The sequence below is a fragment of the uncultured Bacteroides sp. genome (assembly GCF_910585845.1).
GTDB lineage: Bacteria > Bacteroidota > Bacteroidia > Bacteroidales > Bacteroidaceae > Bacteroides.
The window spans coordinates 49,289-68,858 of sequence record NZ_CAJUHF010000015.1 but is presented as its reverse complement, the minus strand read 5'-3'; the positions used below and the strand labels follow the sequence as shown (position 1 = coordinate 68,858).

The following is a 19,570-nucleotide window of genomic DNA, read 5'->3' as shown; positions in this document are numbered from 1 at the left end:
TTCGGGAATTGTTCGGAAGCTGTTCGGGAATTGTTCGGAAATCATTCCTTATCCTTCAGGTTGCGAAACAGCTCCTGCAGCGTCTTTCCCAGCAACGGATGCATCAGGTCGGGCGCTATCTCCGCCAGCGGTTCCATCACGAAGCGGCGTTCCTGCATCAGCGGATGGGGAAGCCTCAGCAGAGGCGTATCAAGTACAAGGCTGTCGCAAAGCAGCAGGTCGATGTCTATCACCCGGTCGCTATACACCCCATCCACCGACTTGTGCGTACGTCCCATCTCCCGCTCGATGCCCTGAGTTACGGAAAGCAGCTCCATCGGCGGCAGAGAGGTCTCCACACTGGCGGCGGCATTCAGAAAAGCATGTTCGGAAGCGAATCCCCAAGGGGCAGTGGCATAAAAAGCGGACAGGGAAATGATCTCCCCTACCCGCTCTCCGATAAGTTGCACGGCGCTGCGGAGGTTCTGCTCCTTATCGCCGAGATTTGTTCCTAAACCCAGATAAACGCGCATCACTTGTCGATAATCAGCATCGCATCTCCGTACGTACCAAAACGGTAGCCTTCCTTCAGTGCCACGTCGTATGCCTCCATCACCTGCTCGTAACCGCCGAAAGCGGCAACAATCATCAGCAGCGTGGAAAACGGCATGTGGAAGTTGGATATCATGGCATTGGCCACGGTGAAGTCGTAGGGCGGGAAGATAAACTTGTTCGTCCAGCCTTCGTAGGACTTCAGGTGTCCGTCGGTGCTTACGGTGCTCTCGATGGCACGCATCACCGTAGTACCCACGGCGCAAACCTGTCTGTTCGTGTCCTTCGCATGGTTCACTATTCTGACAGCTTCATCGCTCACAATCATCTGTTCGGAATCCGTCTTGTGCTTCGTGAGGTCTTCCACATCAATCTCGCGGAAGTTTCCTAGTCCGGCGTGCAGCGTGACGTATGCAAAGTCGATACCCTTGATCTCAAGACGTTTCATCAGCTCGCGGCTGAAATGCAGGCTGGCAGTAGGAGCCGTCACCGCACCCTCGTTGCGGGCAAAGATGGACTGGAAGCGTTCTGCATCTTCCGGCTCCACCGGGCGGTTGACGATGCTGTGCGGCAGCGGAGTCTCGCCCAAGGCATACAAAGCTTTCTTGAACTCGTCGTGCGGACCGTCGTAGAGGAAACGGAGCGTACGTCCGCGGGAGGTCGTATTGTCGATAACCTCAGCTACCATAGAGTCGTCGTCACCGAAATACAACTTGTTGCCGATGCGGATTTTACGGGCGGGGTCCACCAACACATCCCATAGGCGGAGTTCTTCGTTCAGCTCGCGCAGGAGGAATACTTCGATACGTGCGCCGGTCTTCTCTTTATTGCCATACAACCGGGCAGGGAATACTTTGGTGTCGTTGAAGATGAATACGTCTTTCTCGTCAAAGTAGTCCAGGACATTCTTAAACTCTTTATGCTCGATCTCGCCCGTCTTTCTGTGAAGTACCAATAGGCGCGATTCGTCTCTGTACTTTGTAGGATGTAAAGCAATTCTCTCTTCCGGAAGCTTAAATTTAAATTGCGACAGTTTCATATTATTTTAAGTTATTGAGTTTTTGAATTACTTGGGGTTTGAGTTATTGAGTTATTCGGGTCACTTGTTTTTTGAGTTATTAAATCGTTTGAGTTACTTCTTTTTTGATTTATTGAGTTATTTGAGTTTCGCAAGCGAAACTTCTTAGTTGACGAGGGTTCAATCGACAAACTGACAAAAAGAAAAGTACAGGTTATAACTCTTAGCCTGATGGCAAGCAAGCATTTTCCCTTATCCCCTTGTCAACTTGTCTGCTGGAAATCCTTTGTGTCTTCCTCCGTGTCTATCTCCTGAGCGTCTATCCACTCCTTGAAGTCCATCGGGTCGAGGCAGTCTGCCAGCCAGACATCTCCCACGCGGGTGCGCTCCAAAGCCGTCAGATGTGCCCCGCTCTGCAGTGCTTCGCCAATGTCGCGGGCCAGCGCACGGATATAGGTACCTTTGCTGCACACTACGCGCACTTTGATATCCGGCAGGTTGCACTCCAGCAGTTCTATCTCGTCTATCACCAGAAGCTTCGGCTTCAACTCCACTTCCTCCCCCTTACGGGCCAGGTCGTAAGCGCGCTTGCCGTTCACCATGCAAGCAGAGAAAGCGGGTGGAACCTGCTGTATCTCGCCGACAAACTTCTTCAATGTCTCTTCCACCAGCCCTTGGGTGATGTGTTCCGTAGGATAGGTGGCATCTATCTCATGTTCCAAGTCGTAGGAAGGGGTCGTGGCGCCCATCCGGATGGTGGCGACGTATTCCTTCGTGTGATACTGGAACTCTTCAATCCGCTTCGTAGCCTTGCCCGTACAGACAATCATCACCCCCGTAGCCAGAGGATCGAGCGTGCCGGCATGGCCTACTTTCAGTTTCTTCACCTTCAGCCGCCGGCAGATGTGGTAACGTGCATGTCCCACGACCTTGAACGAGGTCCACCCCAACGGCTTATTGAAATAAAGTACTTCTCCTTCTTTGAAATTCATCTGTTAACCTTGCATTTGTGACAGAATGATAGTTACGATACCGGCCATCGCACAGTAGATGGCGAAATAGACCAGCTTGCCTCTCTTCACAATGTTAATCATCCACTTACAAGCCAGACAGCCCGACACGAAAGCTGCCACGAAGCCTATCAGCAATGACAACGTCGAGATGCTGCCCGCAATCTCTTCGCCTTTCATCAGCTTCAAGCTGTCCAGCAGTCCCTCACCCAATATCGGCGGCATCACCATCAGAAACGAGAACTGTGCCAGTTTCGCCTTGTTGTCGCCCAGCAGCAGTCCCGTAGCAATCGTAGAACCCGAACGGGAAAGCCCCGGAAGCACGGCGCAAGCCTGAGCCAAACCGATGATAAACGCGTCTTTCATCGAGATGTTCTCTTTCTGCTTCGGCTTATAGTAGTAAGAGAACGAGAGCAAAGCGGCAGTCAGCAGCAGCATGCAGCCCACAACCAGCAACCCCGAACCAAAGATTGCCTCCACCTCGTCCTTGAAGAACACGCCTACGATGCCTATCGGTATCATGGAAATCAGGATATTAATCACGTAGCGCGTCTCGTCGTTCATCTGCCACTTGAACAGGCCTCTGAAGATCCATTCGATCTCTTTCCACAAAACAACCAGCGTACTGAATACCGTAGCCACATGCACTACCACCGTAAACGCCAGATTCTCTTCTCCCTGAATGCCAAACAACGCTGAGCCGATGGCAAGATGTCCGCTGCTACTCACCGGCAGATATTCTGTCAGCCCCTGGATCAGCCCCAGGATAAGTGCCTCAAACCATTCCATATAGTTTAATTATGAATTTTGAATTATGAATTTTGATTTTTTGGGGGATACGGGGGCTTCACGCTTCCGGTCTTTCTTGGTCGGCCTGCTTGCTGCGGGGTTTGCGCAACACGGCGTAGATCATGAAGACAAAGCCTGCAAGACAGACAAGCGGAGCTACCTTAATGCGCCTCGCACTAAAAATATCCGGTTCGAAGTGCTCCGGAGTAGACACAGGACCGGTCATCAGAATAAAACCGACAATCACTACCGCCATTGCAACGGCAAGCAGGATAAAGTTGGTCTTATCGAAAGCAAATTTCTCTTTACTCATTTCTTATCTATATAAATTACATTACTATTCTATCTCTCATCGTCAGCCGTCTGTCGCCGGACACACATCATCAGATGTAGTAGAGCGTGCTTGCCTTCATCCGCAGATACTTGTTGGTGGAAAGGTATGCGCAAAACCACGTAATGCACACCCCGAACACCAGCACCGATGCGGAAACCAACAACATGACATCGGGCGTAATCACACAAATCAAATCAGGCTCATACGTCACCAGCCAATAGGCAGCAGCCCACAAGATACCGTCGGCAATGACAGCCGCCAGCACACCGATACAGAAGTTGCGCCACAAGAACGGACGCCGGATAAAGCCCCAACTCGCTCCCACCAACTTCATCGTATGGATGAGGAAGCGTTTGGAGTAGATGGTCAGCCGTATCGTATTATTGATCAATGCAAAGGATATGAAAGTCAACAATACGGCAAGTCCCAACAACAGCAGGCTGATATTACGGACATTCTTATTGACCATATCAATCAGGTCTTCCTGATAGTGCACTTTCTGCACGTTAGTGTTCTTTCTAATCAGCTTCTCTATCCGAGCTATGCTGTCTGCATTGGCATAGTCGAAATGCAGTTTCACCTCGATAGAGGCGTGCAGAGGATTATATCCCAGAAAGTCCTGTGGGTCTACCCCCATCGCCTCGATCTGTTCGTGGAGCGCCTGCTTCTTGGAGATATACTCTGTGGAGCGCACAAAGGCTTCCTTGTCCAGCTTCTTCTGAAATTTCAGGATATCCGCCTCCTTCATGTCATCGCTGAGGATAATGGAGAAATTGATATTCTCCTTGACATACACCGAAAGGTTGTGGGCAGCAAGCACAAAAAACACAACCAGCCCCAACAGCAACAACACCAATGTCGTACTGATGCTAGAGGTGACGAACTGCATATCAAAGCAAGATACAGTATTATTTCTACTTCTTCCTGAATACATAAATCATCGAACTACTTTGTTCTTTTCTTCCTAATGTACTGAGCCATGCCCGCATGCCGCTCAGCATTCCCCAGAAGAAAGTAAGGGAATGACCCATATATTTCTCGCTCAACATCGACACATAAAAGGCATCGAACGGCATCGGGAGGTGTGCAGCCCATATGAAACCGTGTTTAGCCGCTATCCGCTGGATGGTGGCGGGCGTAAAGTGCCACAAGTGGCGCGGGACATCGTAAGCTGCCCACAGTGCACCATACTTCTTTGCGTCGTACGAAGAGCAGTTGGGCACGGCAACTATCAGCACGCCTCGCTCTGCCAGCAGGGTGTTCAGTGTATCCCACGTATCATTCAGGTACTCCAGATGCTCCATGACGTGCCACAAGGTGATGACGTCGAAGCTCCCCTCAGTAAATCTCTGCAACTCCGTATCGGGTTTCACTTCAAGCCCGAAGTGCTCCTTGGCAAACTGACGGGCTTGCGCGTTCTTCTCCACAGCCTCCACTTCCCAGCCCCGTCGCTTCATGGTGGCAGCGAAGTAACCGGTTCCCGTACCGACGTCCAACAGGCATCCCGTTTTTCGGTGCGCCTCGCGAATCACCAGACGCGCCTTACGACCCAACATATAGCTGCGTACCCAATGGTACACCCTGTTCATGAGTCCTTTTTTCGTATCGGAATGGGAGATGTAATCGGGCGTTTCATAATATCTGCCTATCTCTGCCTCTACAGGGAAGTCCTGCGTAAAAAGGAAGCCGCAACTCTGACATCGGCACAGATGGAATGCTTCGCCGGAAGCATAATGGTCTATGCAAGTCATAGCATGCTCCATATGCGTACCACCGCATACCGGACAGACTTTTATTGTGAGTTTATTCATCGAACGTTTTGCAAAAATGAAGCACAGTCCGAACCCACCGGACCACACTATACCCTAATTTGGCGCAAATAAACAAATAAAAAGTGAGGTATGGGGATTTTGTTAAGGAGATTTAATAAATAAGGGAATCACTATGCTTCACTCCGTTACAGTTGAATGCAATAGTCGATAGTTGACAGTTAAATACACTATTGACCATTGTTTGCATTAATGTCATCTATCAATCGATAAAGGTTCTCATCCGAGAGCATCCGCTCCCTATCAGGGCTACATCATCTCCATACGCCTCTGTATAAAAAAACATAAAGTGGGTATGGGGCAGATAGAGAACAGGTATGAAGCGGATGCGTTTTTGAATAAGGCTCCTATGCCCATCGGACAGAATGCCAGGACAGGCATGTCCTGATGGGTCAGAAAGGAGCGTAAGCCTCGTTCTTCAAGGAGCGGACGCCCATGCACTCCATCTCTATCAACCAGCCCGGACGGCATACGGGGGCATGCACAAAGACTTTCGGGATAGCGGGAAAGCGACTGTCGTACATCTTCTTTACTACAGCATAGTCGGAAATGTCGCGCAGATAGACTATCATTTGTCCCAAGTCTTCGAACGTGCATTCCGCTTCGTTCAGCAAGGCTTCCACATTCTCCCACATCCGTTCCGTCTGCTTACGGATGTCGCCAGGATGAACCACTTCACCTTTGTTGTTGATGCTTGCCGTACCGGAGATGAACACGTGGCGACGGTCGCCATAGTCTACATAAGTACCCCGCTCGAAACTGACACCATATTCGTAAGTGGGGTTCAGGTGAGTGGGAGCATAGAGAAAATGGATTTGTCCTGCCTGTAGACCTGCCACGGCATAGGTGTCCATTTGCACGAGGACTTTCGGGTCGGCATGGCGGCCACCGATACCTGTGCTGGAGATGTAGTGGGTCTTTTCCGTCAGATTCTGCGTGACAAAGACTTCATTGCGCGCCTTCACTACATCGGCATAATTCACATCTACGTTCTGTACGAAAAACCAGGTGCGGATGCAGTCGTTTGCCAGCGTACAGCCCTGCTCCATGAGTTGCATCACGTAATCGTTCAGCAACAAGCGGGTCTGATATTCCGAGTTGGCGGCACGGTTGAAGGCGCTTCCTCCCCAAAGTTGGCGATAAGCTCCGTGCTTCACTTCAAAGAGTCCGTTGTGCAGGACCCGTGTCTGTACATCAGTCTGCAGATAAACCCACAATGCAATCTTTGTCCCATTCAGGGGCGGCTGCTCTACAATAGAAAGAGCGCAATCGGAATTTTCGGCCATAAAAGCCTGCAAAATGTCCGCCTGATTGGCTGCATCGCTCAGGAAGCAACGTTTGAAAACAGCAACCGCTCCTTTCAGTTCGCGGGTCAATACTTCGTTATATGCGTCTGCTACAGCGCTCAGTTGCTGTTGATAAGTGTCTTCGGGCTGGATAGAGTGAATCATCACGTGAAATTCTGACACTCCTTGCCCTGCTTCATATCTAAATATTTCGGTCAGTGTCTTTCCCGACCAGTCAGTATGCTGTTCGTTAACATTCATATCCCATGTAAATTAGTCAATTGTTTAAGAAAGCCCCCCTGTTGATCCAGTCGTCTATCAGTTTCAGAGCCAACTGTTCTTTCTCGGAAAAGAGGTCCAGATGGTGCATATTCGTGTCGCCGTCCCGGTTCAGGACTAGGTGCAGAAAGCTCTCCTCTGCTTCGCCCGGTTTAACCAACAGCAGGTCGCTGTTCTTGTAGGCAGGCCGGTTGACCAGTGCATGGTAGCTCTTATCCGCTGTCAGAAACAGATTACCCGCTGCCGTACCCGTTTCTCCGTGACACATCGTGCATTTCTTGTCAAACACCTGCGACTGAATGGCACTGTACATGCCTACGTCCAGTGTGCCGACATTCATCATGATGGTGTCCGCTGATGCGAATATCTCTTCGCACTCTATGGTATGGAAGTCGGCGACGCACTCCCGCAAGCGATTGATGACACAGAGTTTCAAGACTGTCACCTCGTCGTTTATGCCGCCAAGCGTCATCACGACCTCAGTCCCGTCGGACTGGTTCAGCGGCAACGATTTCGTAATGACTGCATACTCGCTCTTGTCATTGAAACCTGCCACGACCACGCTGTATCCGTCCGCCCAATTGCCCAGTCCGCTGAAGCGTCCGGTCAACTTCAAAACATATCCTCCACGCTCTATGTCCACATGCTGCTCGTAAATCCTGCCGTCGTCGCACGAACAAAGAGAGACGGTTGTCCAGATGGCGGCAAGGAATAATATATAGTTCTTCATATCCTTCCTGCTGTTTTTTAGAAAGTATATTGTAACATGACGGTAGCCGAGTGAGTGGCAAGCCCCAGATTGTCGTTGTCGCGGTCGAGCTGTGTCTTATGCCCCGTACGTGCCACGTACTGATACATCGCCTGCAATTTTAGGTTGCAGCCTTTGAAAAAATAGTTCATGCCTACGGCAGGCATGTTCAGGAATCCGTCATCGCCCGTACCGTTACGGTTGAAAAAGTCGTAACGAAGAGCTGCCTGCAAGCGGGGGGCAATGAAGTAACCGCCTTGCGCATAACCGCCAAGGTAGTTATAGGTTTCGTTGATCTTCTGGCGGTCGGTGAAGCCCACATGCATATAGTATGCTTCGGCCGCCAGATAAAGCCTATTCTTCAGCATGGCAAATTCCACCCCCACACGGCTGTCGTTGGTACTCTCATTTTCGCTCTCCACATTGATGGAAGCTGAGACACCGAACAGTATCTTGTCTTCCTTAAGGCGGTTGGGACTACCCTGAGTGGCGGGCATCACTCCCTTAGGCATGTAGGTGAAGCGCCCTGCATACAGCAAAGAGGGGATATGCCAATCGTCACTCACAGTCTTCGTGGCAACGTTCACGGCAACACCGGTACCATTGAACAGACCGACTTCGTAGCCAAACTTATCCGCCAGCAATCCGTGGATTTCTACACCCAGGTCGAAACCAGTACCTATATTCGGGGTCACTGCATTCAGCGAGTATGGCAAGATGACAGGCGAAGTCAGCGAAAGGGGCAACTGGGGGAAGAGGGTTTCGCCCAATGTCGTCAGGTAGGCATGTGCAAAAGGAGTCTTAAACTTTCCGGCACGTATGGCAAACTGTTTCTTGAGTTGCACATCGAACCAAGCCTGCTGGAGCAATGCACCGCCACTCGCCGCCGCGTTGATGGAGAGATTGAAAGAGACCTTTCCAAAGGCTTTTCCCGTGAAACCCAGTACGGCGTAAGGGATGGAGAAGCCGGAATTGGCTATATTGTCCTGATTGTACGCCTTGTCCAGTCCTTCGTCGTCATACCAGTTGAAATTGGCACAAGTCTGCACCAGCAAATAGGGTTTGAATACAAAATCACCTTTCTTTGTTCCGATGGTGAATCCCTCTCTTCCGGCAAGTGAAACTACGCCGTTCTCGGTATCTTCTTCATGCTGTGCCACGGCTATCAATGAAAGAGAAGCCAGCGCAACCATTAAAATTAATTTTCTTATCATTGCTCTTCGTTTTATAGTGATTTTAAAAATGCGATCATGGCATCACGATCTTCTTTTGTCATCTTCTTGAAAATGTTCTTAGAGGCTTCGCCTTCACCACCGTGCCACATGATTGCTTCGACAAAGTTCCGGGCACGGCCGTCGTGCAGGAAATAGGTATGTCCGTTGACAGTCTCCTGCAGTCCCACTCCCCAAAGGGGGGTAGTGCGCCATTCGTTGCCCCGCGCCAGACCGCTTACGTAATTGTCGTTCAACCCTACACCCATGATTTCCGACCCCATGTCATGAAGCAGGAAGTCGGAATAGGGATGGATGGTCTGGCTGCCCAGCCACGGCAGGCGGGTCCCGTTCAGCAGAACGGAACCGCGTGGCTTGGTATGAAGCGTGGTCACATGGCAAAGATGACATTTCGCCTCATAGAAGTTCCGTTCTCCCCGTTTCACTTGCTCGTTGTTCACGTTACGGCGCGCTGGCACACTGAGGCTTTGCATGTAGAGGTCTACATTCTCCATATCTTCCGTCGACACCTCCAGCTGGGCATAGGAGAGCCCCATCATGCTGCCCTGACTCACTTGCACCTGTCCTTCGCAGATCTCTTCGGGATAGCGGCTGTTAGTGACACCCATATCGCTGGAGAAACCGAGTTCTACGGTCAAGTCGGCATGCTGCGCCTTGTTGCCGGACAGTCCCAGGCTTCGCACACCTCGTTCGGTGATATAGTTGCAACGCCCACTGATGCCGTATTCCGGATAATTGCTCTTTGCCGCAAGGGCTTCTATCTCAACCGGGTCGAGAGCCATCATCTGCCCCATACCGACGTGGCGTAGAGGGATACGCACGGTACAGAATAATTCTTCGGGCTTAATGCTGTCCGCATACCATTCATAAATGGAATAAGTGGGCTTACACAACTCATATTTCTCACCATCGGGGAACTGGAACGTTTCATAGGTATATTCCACTTTCAGTTTTCCTTCCGGTTTCACCCCGTAAATCGCCTGATCGTGAAGTACACGCCCGTAGTCCTGGAAGAAAGCCCCGTTCTTCCGACTGACATACACCAACATGGACGAGAATCCTGAACTTCCGGAACCGCCTTCACTCCACAAAGTAGGCTGTGTGCGTCCTGCATTGCGATGGCAGCTGCCACAGGAATAACCGGCATAGACCGGTCCCAGTCCTCCTCCTATCCCGTTGCTGCTGGTGCGATTGTCGTCATACAGTTTGTCGCCACGAGTAAAGCGCTTGTCATACTCTCCCGTCACCCAGTCGGCCGACCGGTCGTAGGCAAAGGAAGAAGTCAGAAAATTAGTGGCAGTACCTGCCGAAAGGGCAAATCCGGCAGGTACTGCCATGTCATCCGCAGTCATTCCCTCGTTCTCGCAAGCGCATAATGCCAACAGCGAGCAACTGCAATATATTGTGAACAATTTTCTTAACAGATCATTCATGTGTTCTTGAATCATTATTGCAAAAATATGTAGCCAACACTTATCGATACCCGCCATGAAAGCTGCAGGGTATATCAAAAACCAGTATTCACCACAGATTACACGAATTGGCACAGATTTTTATCATCAACACTTATAATGAGAGTAAATAATCTATAGAAATCCGGATAATCTGTGGCAAATCTCTGCGTAATCTGTGGTGAGCTTTTACTTTCTGAAAGATCAGGTCTTTAAAGAACCAAATTTTACTGAACCGTACGAGCCTCTCCATCCTTAAAGATCAGATACTCTAACGTGTGATAACCGCGCAATGACTGTGCACTAGCTATCTGATCATTTTCTTCGTCATAGTCACCATCCCAATTTAGATCAGTATAGTTGCCGGAAGTCAGAATCTGTACGATACCCTCTTGGTCGAGGGGCCAACTGTCCATGTTGGGGTCAAGACCTTTGTCAGCAACCGGACCGAAAAGGAATGCCTCACTGGTTTCCCACGGTTCGCGGGCTGTGAGCCATGCCGTGGCACAGGCTTTGAAGTTCGCATTATTCGGAGCAATCCGGAAAGCCTCTACTGCACTAAGAAGAGCTATGTTCTTTGCCTTCAGATCAGCATAAGTAGGTAATACAACTACATCCACATAGTTGGCTACAACTGCTGAGAGAACAGTTTTGTCAATGCCTTCAACACAGCTTTTCAGTCCTCCTTTGAGCACTTCTTCCAATACGGCACAAGCTTCCATCGCTTTTTCAGTTTCACTGCTATAGATATTGTTACGGAAAGGACTCGGAATAGCCCAGATGGCTGCTGCTGCATCATCAATCGCTTTCTTCACTGACGCATCAAGAGAAGCATTTACCGCTGCTACCGCTTTCGAAAGGGACAGGTCGCTAATGGCTCCGGTGCGTGTTCCGTAATATACGTTACGGATAGAATAGATATTGTTACGATAGTCTTCACGGGAATGCCAGCTATACCACGACTCTACTGCATAAAGGGCTTTCTCATATTCGCTATTTTTATAAAGGTCGTACGGATCGCCTATCTTGGCGGTGCCTACTTCATTGGCTATGTCCACGCAACCATCAATCAGTTGTTCTATGCTTGTCAGGGCATCCTGATTCTTGAAAAATGAAGCATAACTTCCACCTTCGTTGTACTTTACTGCCCAATCGTCATATAATATCGTGGCATCATTCACCAACAACTGCGCTACCACACGCATATAGTTTCCCCAACTGCTTGCATTTTCGACCGTATAGTCCAGGTTTTTAGCATCAATCTCCGTAGTGTCTTCATCACTACAAGCCGTAACAATGAACATCAACCCCATGGCGAGGGCTGACAAATAAAAAAACTTCTTCATTTTATTTATATGTTTTAATGATTAATATTCTTCCGATTTATTTTTTCACAAACCACCCTACATAAGCTATTCCGATGGCAAACTCATTCTCATTGTTGTATTTAGTCGATCCGAACACTTTGTTCGTACCGATCTTGCGGGTCATATAATCGGCTTTTACCACCAGATTGGGCAAAGCAAACCAGTTAAGTCCTACCGTCCATTTACTCACCTGGCAACGTTTCTCGATCATGGCGCTACCTTCCGCTTCTTCCTGCGGATTATAATATTCGTAACGGGCATACGGATAAATAACCGGACACTTCTTCTCCTTCGGGAAGAAAGCACTCAGGTTGATTCCCGCCTCCAACCCATAACACAAAGCATTCTGAGCGATATTGCGCATGGTACCATGATAGTAATTGGAATTATTGGAAAGGGTAATCTTACTAATCGCTGAAGAGTTCTCCAAGTCTCCATAGATGATGTTACCGCGTATCGTTAGGTATTTGTTTCGGAACTGTGCATCAGCAGAATATATCTTCAGTGCCGAAGCGCCTACGCTACTGTATTTATACTTCTTATCAGCATTGGCTGTGACATCCCGGCAATAGTAGAACGAAGCGCCTATGCGCAGGCCTGGCAGGCCTTTATAGTCCAGACGTGCCACATAGGCAGGCGATGTAAAATTATCTGCTTCGAAAAGTCCTTGTTTGCCACCCGCTACCCAGTTGTCGCGCCCGAATCCATCTGCATTCAGTCCTGCGACAACCATCGCCTGATAGTCGAAACGGGCATACCGTTTGCCGAAGGAACCGAAGAACTCCAACCCTGTTTCGTGCCACGTAGAGGGGATTATCGTCGTCTCTCCTTCCGGACGGGACGTGCCGAAGAAGTTAATGGGCTCGTGATGAGCATTGGTCAGTCCGACGGGTACAATCAGATGTCCTGCACGCACATTGAACACCGGATGTATCAACCGAGTGATATGAAACTGCTCGAGAGCTACTTCCCCACCCTTTTCCATCTCTGTCTCATACTCACCGTTCTCCGAATTTTCGAGTTCGGTCTCTATACCTACGCCTCCCGATTCGAACTCTATCTCAGCACCCAATACCCATTTAGAGTTAAACTTATAGTCGAAAGCCAATACAAAGCGAGGAATGGAGATCGTATTACGATGATCGCTATTGTCCACACCGCCATAAAAACGGTTTGTTCCATAGTTCATGAATTTCGCGACCATCTCTCCGTATCCGCCAAAGCGGAACTTTTTGTACTCCTCACCATTTACCGTTTGTTCCTTCTTCGCCATAGTTTCGGTTTGTCTTTCCACGGAAAGCACTTTTTCCGGTTCCATAGCCTGTAAAGTAGTCGCAAAGAACAAGAGACACAGCACACACAAATTTGTTATTTTTTTCATCTTTTATCTTAATATTTTTGTCGATGCAAAGATAAAGGGGAGTAAAAAAGCTGGCAATACCTAAAAATTGTGATTTTTAAGACTACTTTTAGAGATGGTTTTAATAGTTTTGGGTATCGTGCTGTTTCGAATCCCCCATGAAACTATCAAGCAATAAGAAATATAACTTTTATTGTAAAACACAGACTGTACTTAAAAAAATCGCCATGCTTGTTTGCTCTTCAAGCATGGCGGAAAAATGAATAAAAAAAAGAAAAAAAAGTATGGTTAAGAGTAACTTACAATCCTAATTTAGCCGATATTTCCAACATTCGTTTGATAGGCTTCACTGCCTTTTCTGCAATTGCCAGATCTACCGTAATCTCCGGTGATTCGTTTTTCAGGCAATCATAAAGTTTTTCCAGCGTGTTCAACCTCATGAAACTGCATTCATTGCAAGCACACGTGCTGTCGGCAGGAGGAGCCGGAATGAACTGGGTTTGCGGACACTGCTTCTGCATCTCATGAAGAATACCCGACTCGGTAGCAACGATATATTTCTTTTCAGGATGTTTCACCGCATATTTCAACAGAGCAGCCGTAGAACCGACTACATCAGCCAGTTTCAACACAGTACTCTTGCATTCGGGATGTGCCAACACAAGTGCATCGGGATGCTGTCTCTTCAGTTCCACAATCTTTTCAACAGAGAACTGTTCGTGTACGTGGCATGCACCGTCCCATAACAACATATTACGCCCTGTAACAGAATTGATATAATTTCCCAAATTTCTGTCCGGTCCGAAAATGATCTTCTCCTCCTTCGGGAAACTTTCCACAATCTGCTTCGCGTTGGTAGAGGTCACCACGACATCGGTCACTGCCTTTACAGCGGCCGTCGTATTCACGTAGGATATCACCGTATGCCCGGGATGCTCCTCAACAAACCGACTGAACTGATCTGCCGGACAACTGTCTGCCAACGAGCAACCGGCAGCCATATCGGGCACCAGTACTTTCTTATCCGGACAGAGCACCTTTGCCGTCTCGCCCATAAAGTGAACGCCACACATCACAATGATGTCCGCATCCGTCCGTGCCGCCCATTGCGCCAATGCCAGACTGTCGCCAACGTAATCGGCTATATCTTGTATTTCTCCCTTCTGGTAGTAGTGTCCTAAAATGATTGCATTCTTCTCTTTCTTGAGTTGCCTGATGGCTTCTATCAGATTATCCATAATTATATTTTTTATTTCTCTTTTTAAATTTAGAAATCCTTTATTGGTGATAATAGCCTGTTAATAGTGTCAACAAGTAAATGCGATTTTTCTTGCTCAGAAAGTTATTAGCATAAGATAAAACCTTATTCGGAGGTTATCAACGGGCGTATAAGGTATATATCTCTTGATAATAAGGCTTCTATAAAATTGCATTAACAGCTTGTTGATAATGTGCAAAGTTAATAACTTTATAGTTATAAACAGGTGTAATAGGGCTGAAAAATGTGTTTATATAACCTCGGAAAGTTTCTCTTAACTTTTTTGGAATGTTCATTTCGGTAGTTGCATATAGGTTGTTCCGAATATTGCAAGGATTACTTTTGACTTTCTTTCCAATCTGTTTTGACAGCTTTTCAACGGTTATTAACAGGGATGTGAACGGAAAGAAGTATCTTTGTGGCGTTTTGGTTTTATCCGTACTTAGAAACCTAAAAACTAAAGAATTGGAAGAATATGCGTAAATTGAAGATAACCGAGTTGAACCGTATCAGTGTAGAAGAGTTCAAGGAAGCTGAGAAACTGCCTCTGGTGGTCGTATTGGATAATATCCGTAGCCTTCATAATATAGGTTCGGTGTTTCGTACTTCAGATGCTTTTCGGGTGGAATGCATCTATCTGTGTGGCATTACGGCAACTCCCCCCCACCCTGAGATGCACAAAACGGCTTTGGGAGCTGAATTCACTGTCGACTGGAAGTATGTTGAAAACTGTGTTGAAACTGTTGATAACCTCAGAAAAGAGGGATATACAGTCTATTCCGTAGAGCAGGCAGAGGGTAGCATCATGTTGAATGACTTGGTGCTGGATAAGGCGGGTAAGTATGCCATAGTCATGGGGAATGAAGTGAAAGGCGTACAGCAGGAAGTTATTGACCATTCTGATGGTTGCATCGAAATACCGCAGTATGGGACGAAACATTCATTGAATGTATCCGTAACTGCCGGTATCGTGATATGGGATTTATTTAAGAAGCTGAAATAAACAGTTGTTTATATCATTATAAACAATATCAAATCTTTGTATTTCAGTATTCTATTTAGATAATTAACTTTCCTGTCAACAGGTTTTCAACCGTTTACTAACAAGGTTTCAACCGCTTCGATCAAGGAGTTATCCGGAAGTCGGAAAAATTGTTTGGAAGTAGTAAGAGTGATTAGTGATTCGGGAGCTATCGGCTTTAACTCCTAACGGAGCGAAAGGCAGTGATAACTCCTTTAACTTCTCTGACTCCTAAGAGCCTGTTTAAATTTTCTTCAAAAAGAACTCTCAAAAGAGGGCTGAACAAAATTTAAACAGACTCTAAAAATAATTATAATTGTCCGCTTTCTACCAATAAGATAACCCGTTCGGTAAGTGCATCTTCGCCCGTAGGATCATATTGTTTTTTCAAGTTGGCACCGAATAGTGCGGCAAAGGTCTGATAGAACCCTGCTTTGAAAGGACCCATGAAAGCTTTCACCAGTTCATAACCAGTGGAATTGGTTTGACGGTCTACTAACTTTATCAACAGCTTGCCTTGGGCGAAAGTCAGTTTCTTCATGCGTGGAGTATATTGTTCTTTCAGGCTTTTCTCTACGGCTTTTATGTGCTTCTGCCGGCTTTTCTCGTCGGGCAGAGTCATCAGATACTCGTATGTTTCGATGACTGCACGGTTGATTTCTTTGGAGATGGGAAGTACTTTCTTTACGTTGTACACCAGTCGGTTGTATTCATTCAGCTGCTTCTTATTCTTGAATTTCAACGGTTTGAATATATAGACAGTGGGTAATTTTACATAGGGGATAGTGTCACCTTGGTATATGCATACAGGAACCAGATATCCTTCTTTCTTCGTCTCCTGCGCATGGCATTGGAAGGTTACGAACAGAAGGAACACAGTTAGTATGAATATGTTAAGCCGCATGTCCATGCCACAAAATTACGTGTTTCTGTTGAATTATTGTTTGATTGTTACGGTTTTCCTTGCCTTGTTAACTTATTTATGGTAAATTCGTGCCCAATATATTGATTTACACACATGAAATTACTCAAGTTAGGAGTTTTTTTAAGTATGCTGTTAATGACTCCTATACTTGAAGCTCAAAATACGAACGTCTTTCTTTGGGAAGAGAGCATAGAGCAAATCTCTATGGATGAAGAGGAAAAAAACTGGGAAGACGAACTCGAAGAGCTTTCCAACCGCCTGCAAGAACCTGTTAATATCAATGTGGCTACTAAACGTGATTTAGAGCAATTTCCATTTCTTACGGACATCCAGATTGAAAATATCCTGGCGTATGTGTATATATACGGACAAATGCAGACCATTTACGAACTACAATTGGTGAAGGATATGGATAAACGTACCATCGACTTACTGTCACCTTTTGTCTGCACAATGCCGGTTCCTGAAAAAAACACCTTTCCACGGTTGAAAACTCTGTTGAAATATGGCAAACAAGAGGTATTGACCCGTTTAGACGTACCTTTTTATACCCGAAAAGGATATCAGAAAAACTATTTAGGACCGTCGATGTACCACTCTTTGAAGTATGGCTATCGCTATGGAGACTATCTACAGATGGGAATCACGGCAGAGAAGGATGCCGGAGAGCCTTTCGGAGCTTTGCATTCCAGCAAAGGATATGATTACTATTCGGTTTATTTTCTGCTTCACAATGCAGGGAGGTTGAAAACGTTGGCATTGGGCAACTATAAACTGAGTTTCGGACAAGGGTTAGTAGTCAGTACGGATTTTCGTTTGGGAAAGACTTATTCGCTTACTACACTGGACAATCGCAGTAATACGGGCATTCGGAAACATAGTTCGACCGATGAATATAATTATTTCCGGGGAGCGGCGGCAACGGTAGAGATAACTTCTGCGCTTCATGCGTCCGGTTTCTACTCTCATCGTTCGATGGACGGGGTAGTGGAGCAGGGCAAGATTACCTCTATTTCCAAAACCGGTCTGCACCGTACGGAGAAGGAAGCGGAGAAGATGAATGCTTTTACCTTGCAGCTGATAGGGGGAAATATTAACTATGAAATGAACAAATTAAATATTGGATTTACAGGTATTTACTACTTCTTTAATCATACTTATCAACCGAAGTTACGAACATACGCAAAATACAATATGCAGGGCAATCGCTTCTATAATGCAGGCATAAACTACAAGTATCGTCTGAACCGTTTTACCTTGACTGGTGAAGCGGCTCTTGGTAAGCAAGGTTATGCACTGGTAAACCAATTGAAATATAACGTATTAACAGGTTATCAACTGGCAATTGTTCATAGATATTATGCCCACGATTATTGGGCTATGTTTGCCCGTTCTTTTGGCGAGGGAAGTATGCCGCAGAATGAAAACGGTTGGTATTTGGCGGCGGAAGCCTCTCCGTTTAGCCATTGGAGCTTTTTCGCTTCACTGGACATGTTCTCCTTTCCTTGGTGGAGGTACCGCATCAGTAAACCGTCGCAGGGGGTAGATGTAATGTTCCAGTCGCTCTATTCGCTTCGGCGGAATCTCTCCATGTATGTCAATTACCGTTATAAACGCAAAGAAAGAGACGTGACGGGCACGGGTGGGGAAGTAGTACTTCCGGTTTATCATCATCGTTTCCGTTATCGGTTGACTTATTCACCGGAGCATATTCAGTTACGAACAACGGTTGATTACAATCATTTTCATTCGCAGGGATTGGCGGGAAGTCAGGGATATCAATTCACACAGTCTTGTTCGTATGTCTTTTCCTTTCCGTTGAGGCTTTCTGTGCAGGGTACTTATTTTCATACGGATGATTACGATTCTCGCATCTACGCCTCCGAGAGTGGGATGCTTTATTCCTTTTATGTACCTTCTTTCTATGGGCGCGGGTTCCGTTTTTCTGCCTGTGCCCGTTATGATTTTTGGAAAAGGTTTATGTTGCTCCTTAAGTTCGGGCAAACGATTTATCAGGACCGTGAATCCATCGGTTCAGGCAACGATCAGATACCGGGAAACAAGAAAGCAGACTTGCAGATGCAGTTGCGCATAAAGATTTGAGGGGAATTTTATTTAGGGAGTTGGAGAGTTAAAGGGAGTATTGGAAGTTAAGTGATAACTTCTTTAACTTCCGATAACCCCTTTTTCTTCCCTTTTAATTGCCTCTATATCCACCGAATTCATTAATTTTGTCCGTTGTAAAAAGTAAGAATGATGACTATTATTTATCCGTCTCCCATTTTCGGTCCTGTTCATTCCCGCCGTTTGGGAGTTTCTTTAGGGATTAATTTATTGCCGGAAGACGGTAAAGTGTGTTCTTTCGACTGCGTTTATTGCGAATGCGGTTTCAATGCCGACCATCGTGCACGAAAACCGCTTCCTACTCGCGAGGAGGTGCGTACTGCGCTTGAAGCCAAGTTGCTGGATATGCAACGGAACGGACCGAACCCCGATGTGCTTACTTTTGCCGGAAATGGTGAGCCAACGTCACATCCGCATTTTCCCGAAATCATAGAAGATACATTGGCTCTTCGCGACAAGTATTTTCCGGCTGCCAAAGTCAGCGTATTGAGTAATTCTACTTTTATTTCTCGTCCGGCGGTATTCGATGCGTTGAACAAGGTTGATAACAATATACTGAAACTGGATACGGTGGATGAAGAGTATATTCGTACCGTAGACCGTCCTAATACGCACTATTCGGTGACTGAGATTATCGAGCGTTTGAAAACTTTCGAAGGGAATTGTATCATTCAGACTATGTTTATGAAAGGTAGTTATCAGGGGAAAGATGTGGACAATACTTCTGACCGGTATGTTCTTCCTTGGTTGGAAGCCTTGAAAGATATAAACCCCCGCCAAGTGATGATTTATACCATCGACCGTGAAACGCCCGGACACGATTTGTGTAAAGCTACTCATAAGGAATTGGATCGTATTGCTGCTCTGGTGGAAGAGGCGGGCATTGCGGTGAGCGTTTCTTATTAAAAAAATAGGATGGATGATGTAGGAGGTGTATCAGAACTGGTCACAAATAGGTTTTGATACACTTTTATTGTTTTTATTTCATCTCACGAGACGGATAAATTC

18 protein-coding genes are annotated in these 19,570 nt (G+C 46.9%); 3 read left to right on the top strand and 15 right to left on the bottom strand.

All coding sequences use genetic code 11. From position 1 onward, the window contains the following. Positions 1-41: 41 nt before the first annotated feature. The 14 genes from folK to nadA all read right to left on the bottom strand — a co-directional run bounded on the left by folK (position 42) and on the right by nadA (position 14,472). Positions 42-512: a 2-amino-4-hydroxy-6-hydroxymethyldihydropteridine diphosphokinase gene (folK, locus tag QZ323_RS06260; RefSeq protein ID WP_294633734.1), complete on the bottom strand. Its 471-nt coding sequence runs from the start codon at positions 510-512 to the stop codon at positions 42-44. Then, on the bottom strand, positions 512-1,570 hold the full coding sequence (queA, locus tag QZ323_RS06255; protein WP_294633732.1) for a tRNA preQ1(34) S-adenosylmethionine ribosyltransferase-isomerase QueA: 1,059 nt from the start codon (positions 1,568-1,570) through the stop codon (positions 512-514). The genes folK and queA overlap by 1 nt, the downstream gene beginning before the upstream one ends. Positions 1,571-1,812: 242 nt before the next feature. Further along, the gene (gene truB, locus QZ323_RS06250) at positions 1,813-2,541 is read right to left on the bottom strand and encodes a tRNA pseudouridine(55) synthase TruB (protein ID WP_294633730.1); all 729 of its coding nucleotides are present in this window, start codon (positions 2,539-2,541) and stop codon (positions 1,813-1,815) included. A 3-nt stretch (positions 2,542-2,544) separates the two neighbouring features. Continuing rightward, positions 2,545-3,348, bottom strand: coding sequence for an undecaprenyl-diphosphate phosphatase (locus tag QZ323_RS06245; protein ID WP_294633728.1), 804 nt, complete (start codon positions 3,346-3,348; stop codon positions 2,545-2,547). A gap of 58 nt (positions 3,349-3,406) precedes the next feature. Then, positions 3,407-3,661 (bottom strand): DUF3098 domain-containing protein, encoded by a 255-nt coding sequence (locus tag QZ323_RS06240; RefSeq protein WP_294633726.1) that lies wholly within the window; start codon positions 3,659-3,661, stop codon positions 3,407-3,409. Positions 3,662-3,731: 70 nt separating this feature from the next. After that, entirely contained in the window at positions 3,732-4,616 is an 885-nt protein-coding gene (locus QZ323_RS06235) for a permease-like cell division protein FtsX (protein ID WP_294633724.1), read from the bottom strand. Continuing rightward, a complete protein-coding gene (locus QZ323_RS06230; protein ID WP_294633722.1) occupies positions 4,597-5,493 on the bottom strand; it encodes a methyltransferase domain-containing protein in 897 nt (298 codons plus the stop codon). Before QZ323_RS06230 ends, QZ323_RS06235 begins: the two co-directional genes overlap by 20 nt. A gap of 410 nt (positions 5,494-5,903) precedes the next feature. After that, on the bottom strand, positions 5,904-7,058 hold the full coding sequence (locus tag QZ323_RS06225) for a Rid family hydrolase (RefSeq protein ID WP_294633721.1): 1,155 nt from the start codon (positions 7,056-7,058) through the stop codon (positions 5,904-5,906). A 16-nt stretch (positions 7,059-7,074) separates the two neighbouring features. Beyond that, positions 7,075-7,806, bottom strand: a complete 732-nt coding sequence (locus QZ323_RS06220) for a hypothetical protein (RefSeq protein ID WP_294633720.1) — start codon at positions 7,804-7,806, stop codon at positions 7,075-7,077. A 17-nt stretch (positions 7,807-7,823) separates the two neighbouring features. Continuing rightward, a complete protein-coding gene (locus QZ323_RS06215) occupies positions 7,824-9,035 on the bottom strand; it encodes a porin (RefSeq protein WP_294633744.1) in 1,212 nt (403 codons plus the stop codon). A gap of 14 nt (positions 9,036-9,049) precedes the next feature. Next, the gene (locus QZ323_RS06210; RefSeq protein WP_294633719.1) at positions 9,050-10,489 is read right to left on the bottom strand and encodes a di-heme oxidoredictase family protein; all 1,440 of its coding nucleotides are present in this window, start codon (positions 10,487-10,489) and stop codon (positions 9,050-9,052) included. 245 nt (positions 10,490-10,734) lie between these two features. Beyond that, on the bottom strand, positions 10,735-11,853 hold the full coding sequence (locus QZ323_RS06205; protein ID WP_294633717.1) for an imelysin family protein: 1,119 nt from the start codon (positions 11,851-11,853) through the stop codon (positions 10,735-10,737). Between the two features lie 37 nt (positions 11,854-11,890). Then, positions 11,891-13,255: a hypothetical protein gene (locus tag QZ323_RS06200; RefSeq protein WP_294633716.1), complete on the bottom strand. Its 1,365-nt coding sequence runs from the start codon at positions 13,253-13,255 to the stop codon at positions 11,891-11,893. A gap of 278 nt (positions 13,256-13,533) precedes the next feature. Next, positions 13,534-14,472: a quinolinate synthase NadA gene (gene nadA / locus QZ323_RS06195; RefSeq protein ID WP_294633715.1), complete on the bottom strand. Its 939-nt coding sequence runs from the start codon at positions 14,470-14,472 to the stop codon at positions 13,534-13,536. Between the two features lie 495 nt (positions 14,473-14,967). On the opposite strand from nadA, the gene QZ323_RS06190 reads away from it, so the two are divergent. Beyond that, the gene (locus QZ323_RS06190; RefSeq protein WP_294633713.1) at positions 14,968-15,495 is read left to right on the top strand and encodes an RNA methyltransferase; all 528 of its coding nucleotides are present in this window, start codon (positions 14,968-14,970) and stop codon (positions 15,493-15,495) included. A gap of 328 nt (positions 15,496-15,823) precedes the next feature. Here QZ323_RS06190 and QZ323_RS06185 read toward each other — a convergent pair whose 3' ends face one another. Further along, entirely contained in the window at positions 15,824-16,423 is a 600-nt protein-coding gene (locus tag QZ323_RS06185; protein WP_294633711.1) for a DUF4294 domain-containing protein, read from the bottom strand. 108 nt (positions 16,424-16,531) lie between these two features. On the opposite strand from QZ323_RS06185, the gene QZ323_RS06180 reads away from it, so the two are divergent. Next, positions 16,532-18,541: a helix-hairpin-helix domain-containing protein gene (locus tag QZ323_RS06180; RefSeq protein WP_294633709.1), complete on the top strand. Its 2,010-nt coding sequence runs from the start codon at positions 16,532-16,534 to the stop codon at positions 18,539-18,541. A 153-nt stretch (positions 18,542-18,694) separates the two neighbouring features. Next, the gene (locus tag QZ323_RS06175) at positions 18,695-19,468 is read left to right on the top strand and encodes a radical SAM protein (protein WP_294633742.1); all 774 of its coding nucleotides are present in this window, start codon (positions 18,695-18,697) and stop codon (positions 19,466-19,468) included. Positions 19,469-19,570: the final 102 nt, after the last annotated feature.

What these genes read in the sequence shown, in the direction of transcription:
- QZ323_RS06190 (WP_294633713.1), top strand. Translation starts at nt 14,968, where the DNA reads ATGCGTAAATTGAAGATAACCGAGTTGAACCGTATCAGTGTAGAAGAG.
- QZ323_RS06210 (WP_294633719.1), bottom strand. Translation starts at nt 10,489, where the DNA reads ATGAATGATCTGTTAAGAAAATTGTTCACAATATATTGCAGTTGCTCG.
- QZ323_RS06200 (WP_294633716.1), bottom strand. Translation starts at nt 13,255, where the DNA reads ATGAAAAAAATAACAAATTTGTGTGTGCTGTGTCTCTTGTTCTTTGCG.
- QZ323_RS06240 (WP_294633726.1), bottom strand. Translation starts at nt 3,661, where the DNA reads ATGAGTAAAGAGAAATTTGCTTTCGATAAGACCAACTTTATCCTGCTT.
- QZ323_RS06220 (WP_294633720.1), bottom strand. Translation starts at nt 7,806, where the DNA reads ATGAAGAACTATATATTATTCCTTGCCGCCATCTGGACAACCGTCTCT.
- QZ323_RS06180 (WP_294633709.1), top strand. Translation starts at nt 16,532, where the DNA reads ATGAAATTACTCAAGTTAGGAGTTTTTTTAAGTATGCTGTTAATGACT.
- QZ323_RS06235 (WP_294633724.1), bottom strand. Translation starts at nt 4,616, where the DNA reads ATGTATTCAGGAAGAAGTAGAAATAATACTGTATCTTGCTTTGATATG.
- QZ323_RS06230 (WP_294633722.1), bottom strand. Translation starts at nt 5,493, where the DNA reads ATGAATAAACTCACAATAAAAGTCTGTCCGGTATGCGGTGGTACGCAT.
- folK (WP_294633734.1), bottom strand. Translation starts at nt 512, where the DNA reads ATGCGCGTTTATCTGGGTTTAGGAACAAATCTCGGCGATAAGGAGCAG.
- truB (WP_294633730.1), bottom strand. Translation starts at nt 2,541, where the DNA reads ATGAATTTCAAAGAAGGAGAAGTACTTTATTTCAATAAGCCGTTGGGG.
- QZ323_RS06175 (WP_294633742.1), top strand. Translation starts at nt 18,695, where the DNA reads ATGACTATTATTTATCCGTCTCCCATTTTCGGTCCTGTTCATTCCCGC.
- QZ323_RS06225 (WP_294633721.1), bottom strand. Translation starts at nt 7,058, where the DNA reads ATGAATGTTAACGAACAGCATACTGACTGGTCGGGAAAGACACTGACC.
- QZ323_RS06205 (WP_294633717.1), bottom strand. Translation starts at nt 11,853, where the DNA reads ATGAAGAAGTTTTTTTATTTGTCAGCCCTCGCCATGGGGTTGATGTTC.
- nadA (WP_294633715.1), bottom strand. Translation starts at nt 14,472, where the DNA reads ATGGATAATCTGATAGAAGCCATCAGGCAACTCAAGAAAGAGAAGAAT.
- QZ323_RS06245 (WP_294633728.1), bottom strand. Translation starts at nt 3,348, where the DNA reads ATGGAATGGTTTGAGGCACTTATCCTGGGGCTGATCCAGGGGCTGACA.
- QZ323_RS06185 (WP_294633711.1), bottom strand. Translation starts at nt 16,423, where the DNA reads ATGGACATGCGGCTTAACATATTCATACTAACTGTGTTCCTTCTGTTC.
- queA (WP_294633732.1), bottom strand. Translation starts at nt 1,570, where the DNA reads ATGAAACTGTCGCAATTTAAATTTAAGCTTCCGGAAGAGAGAATTGCT.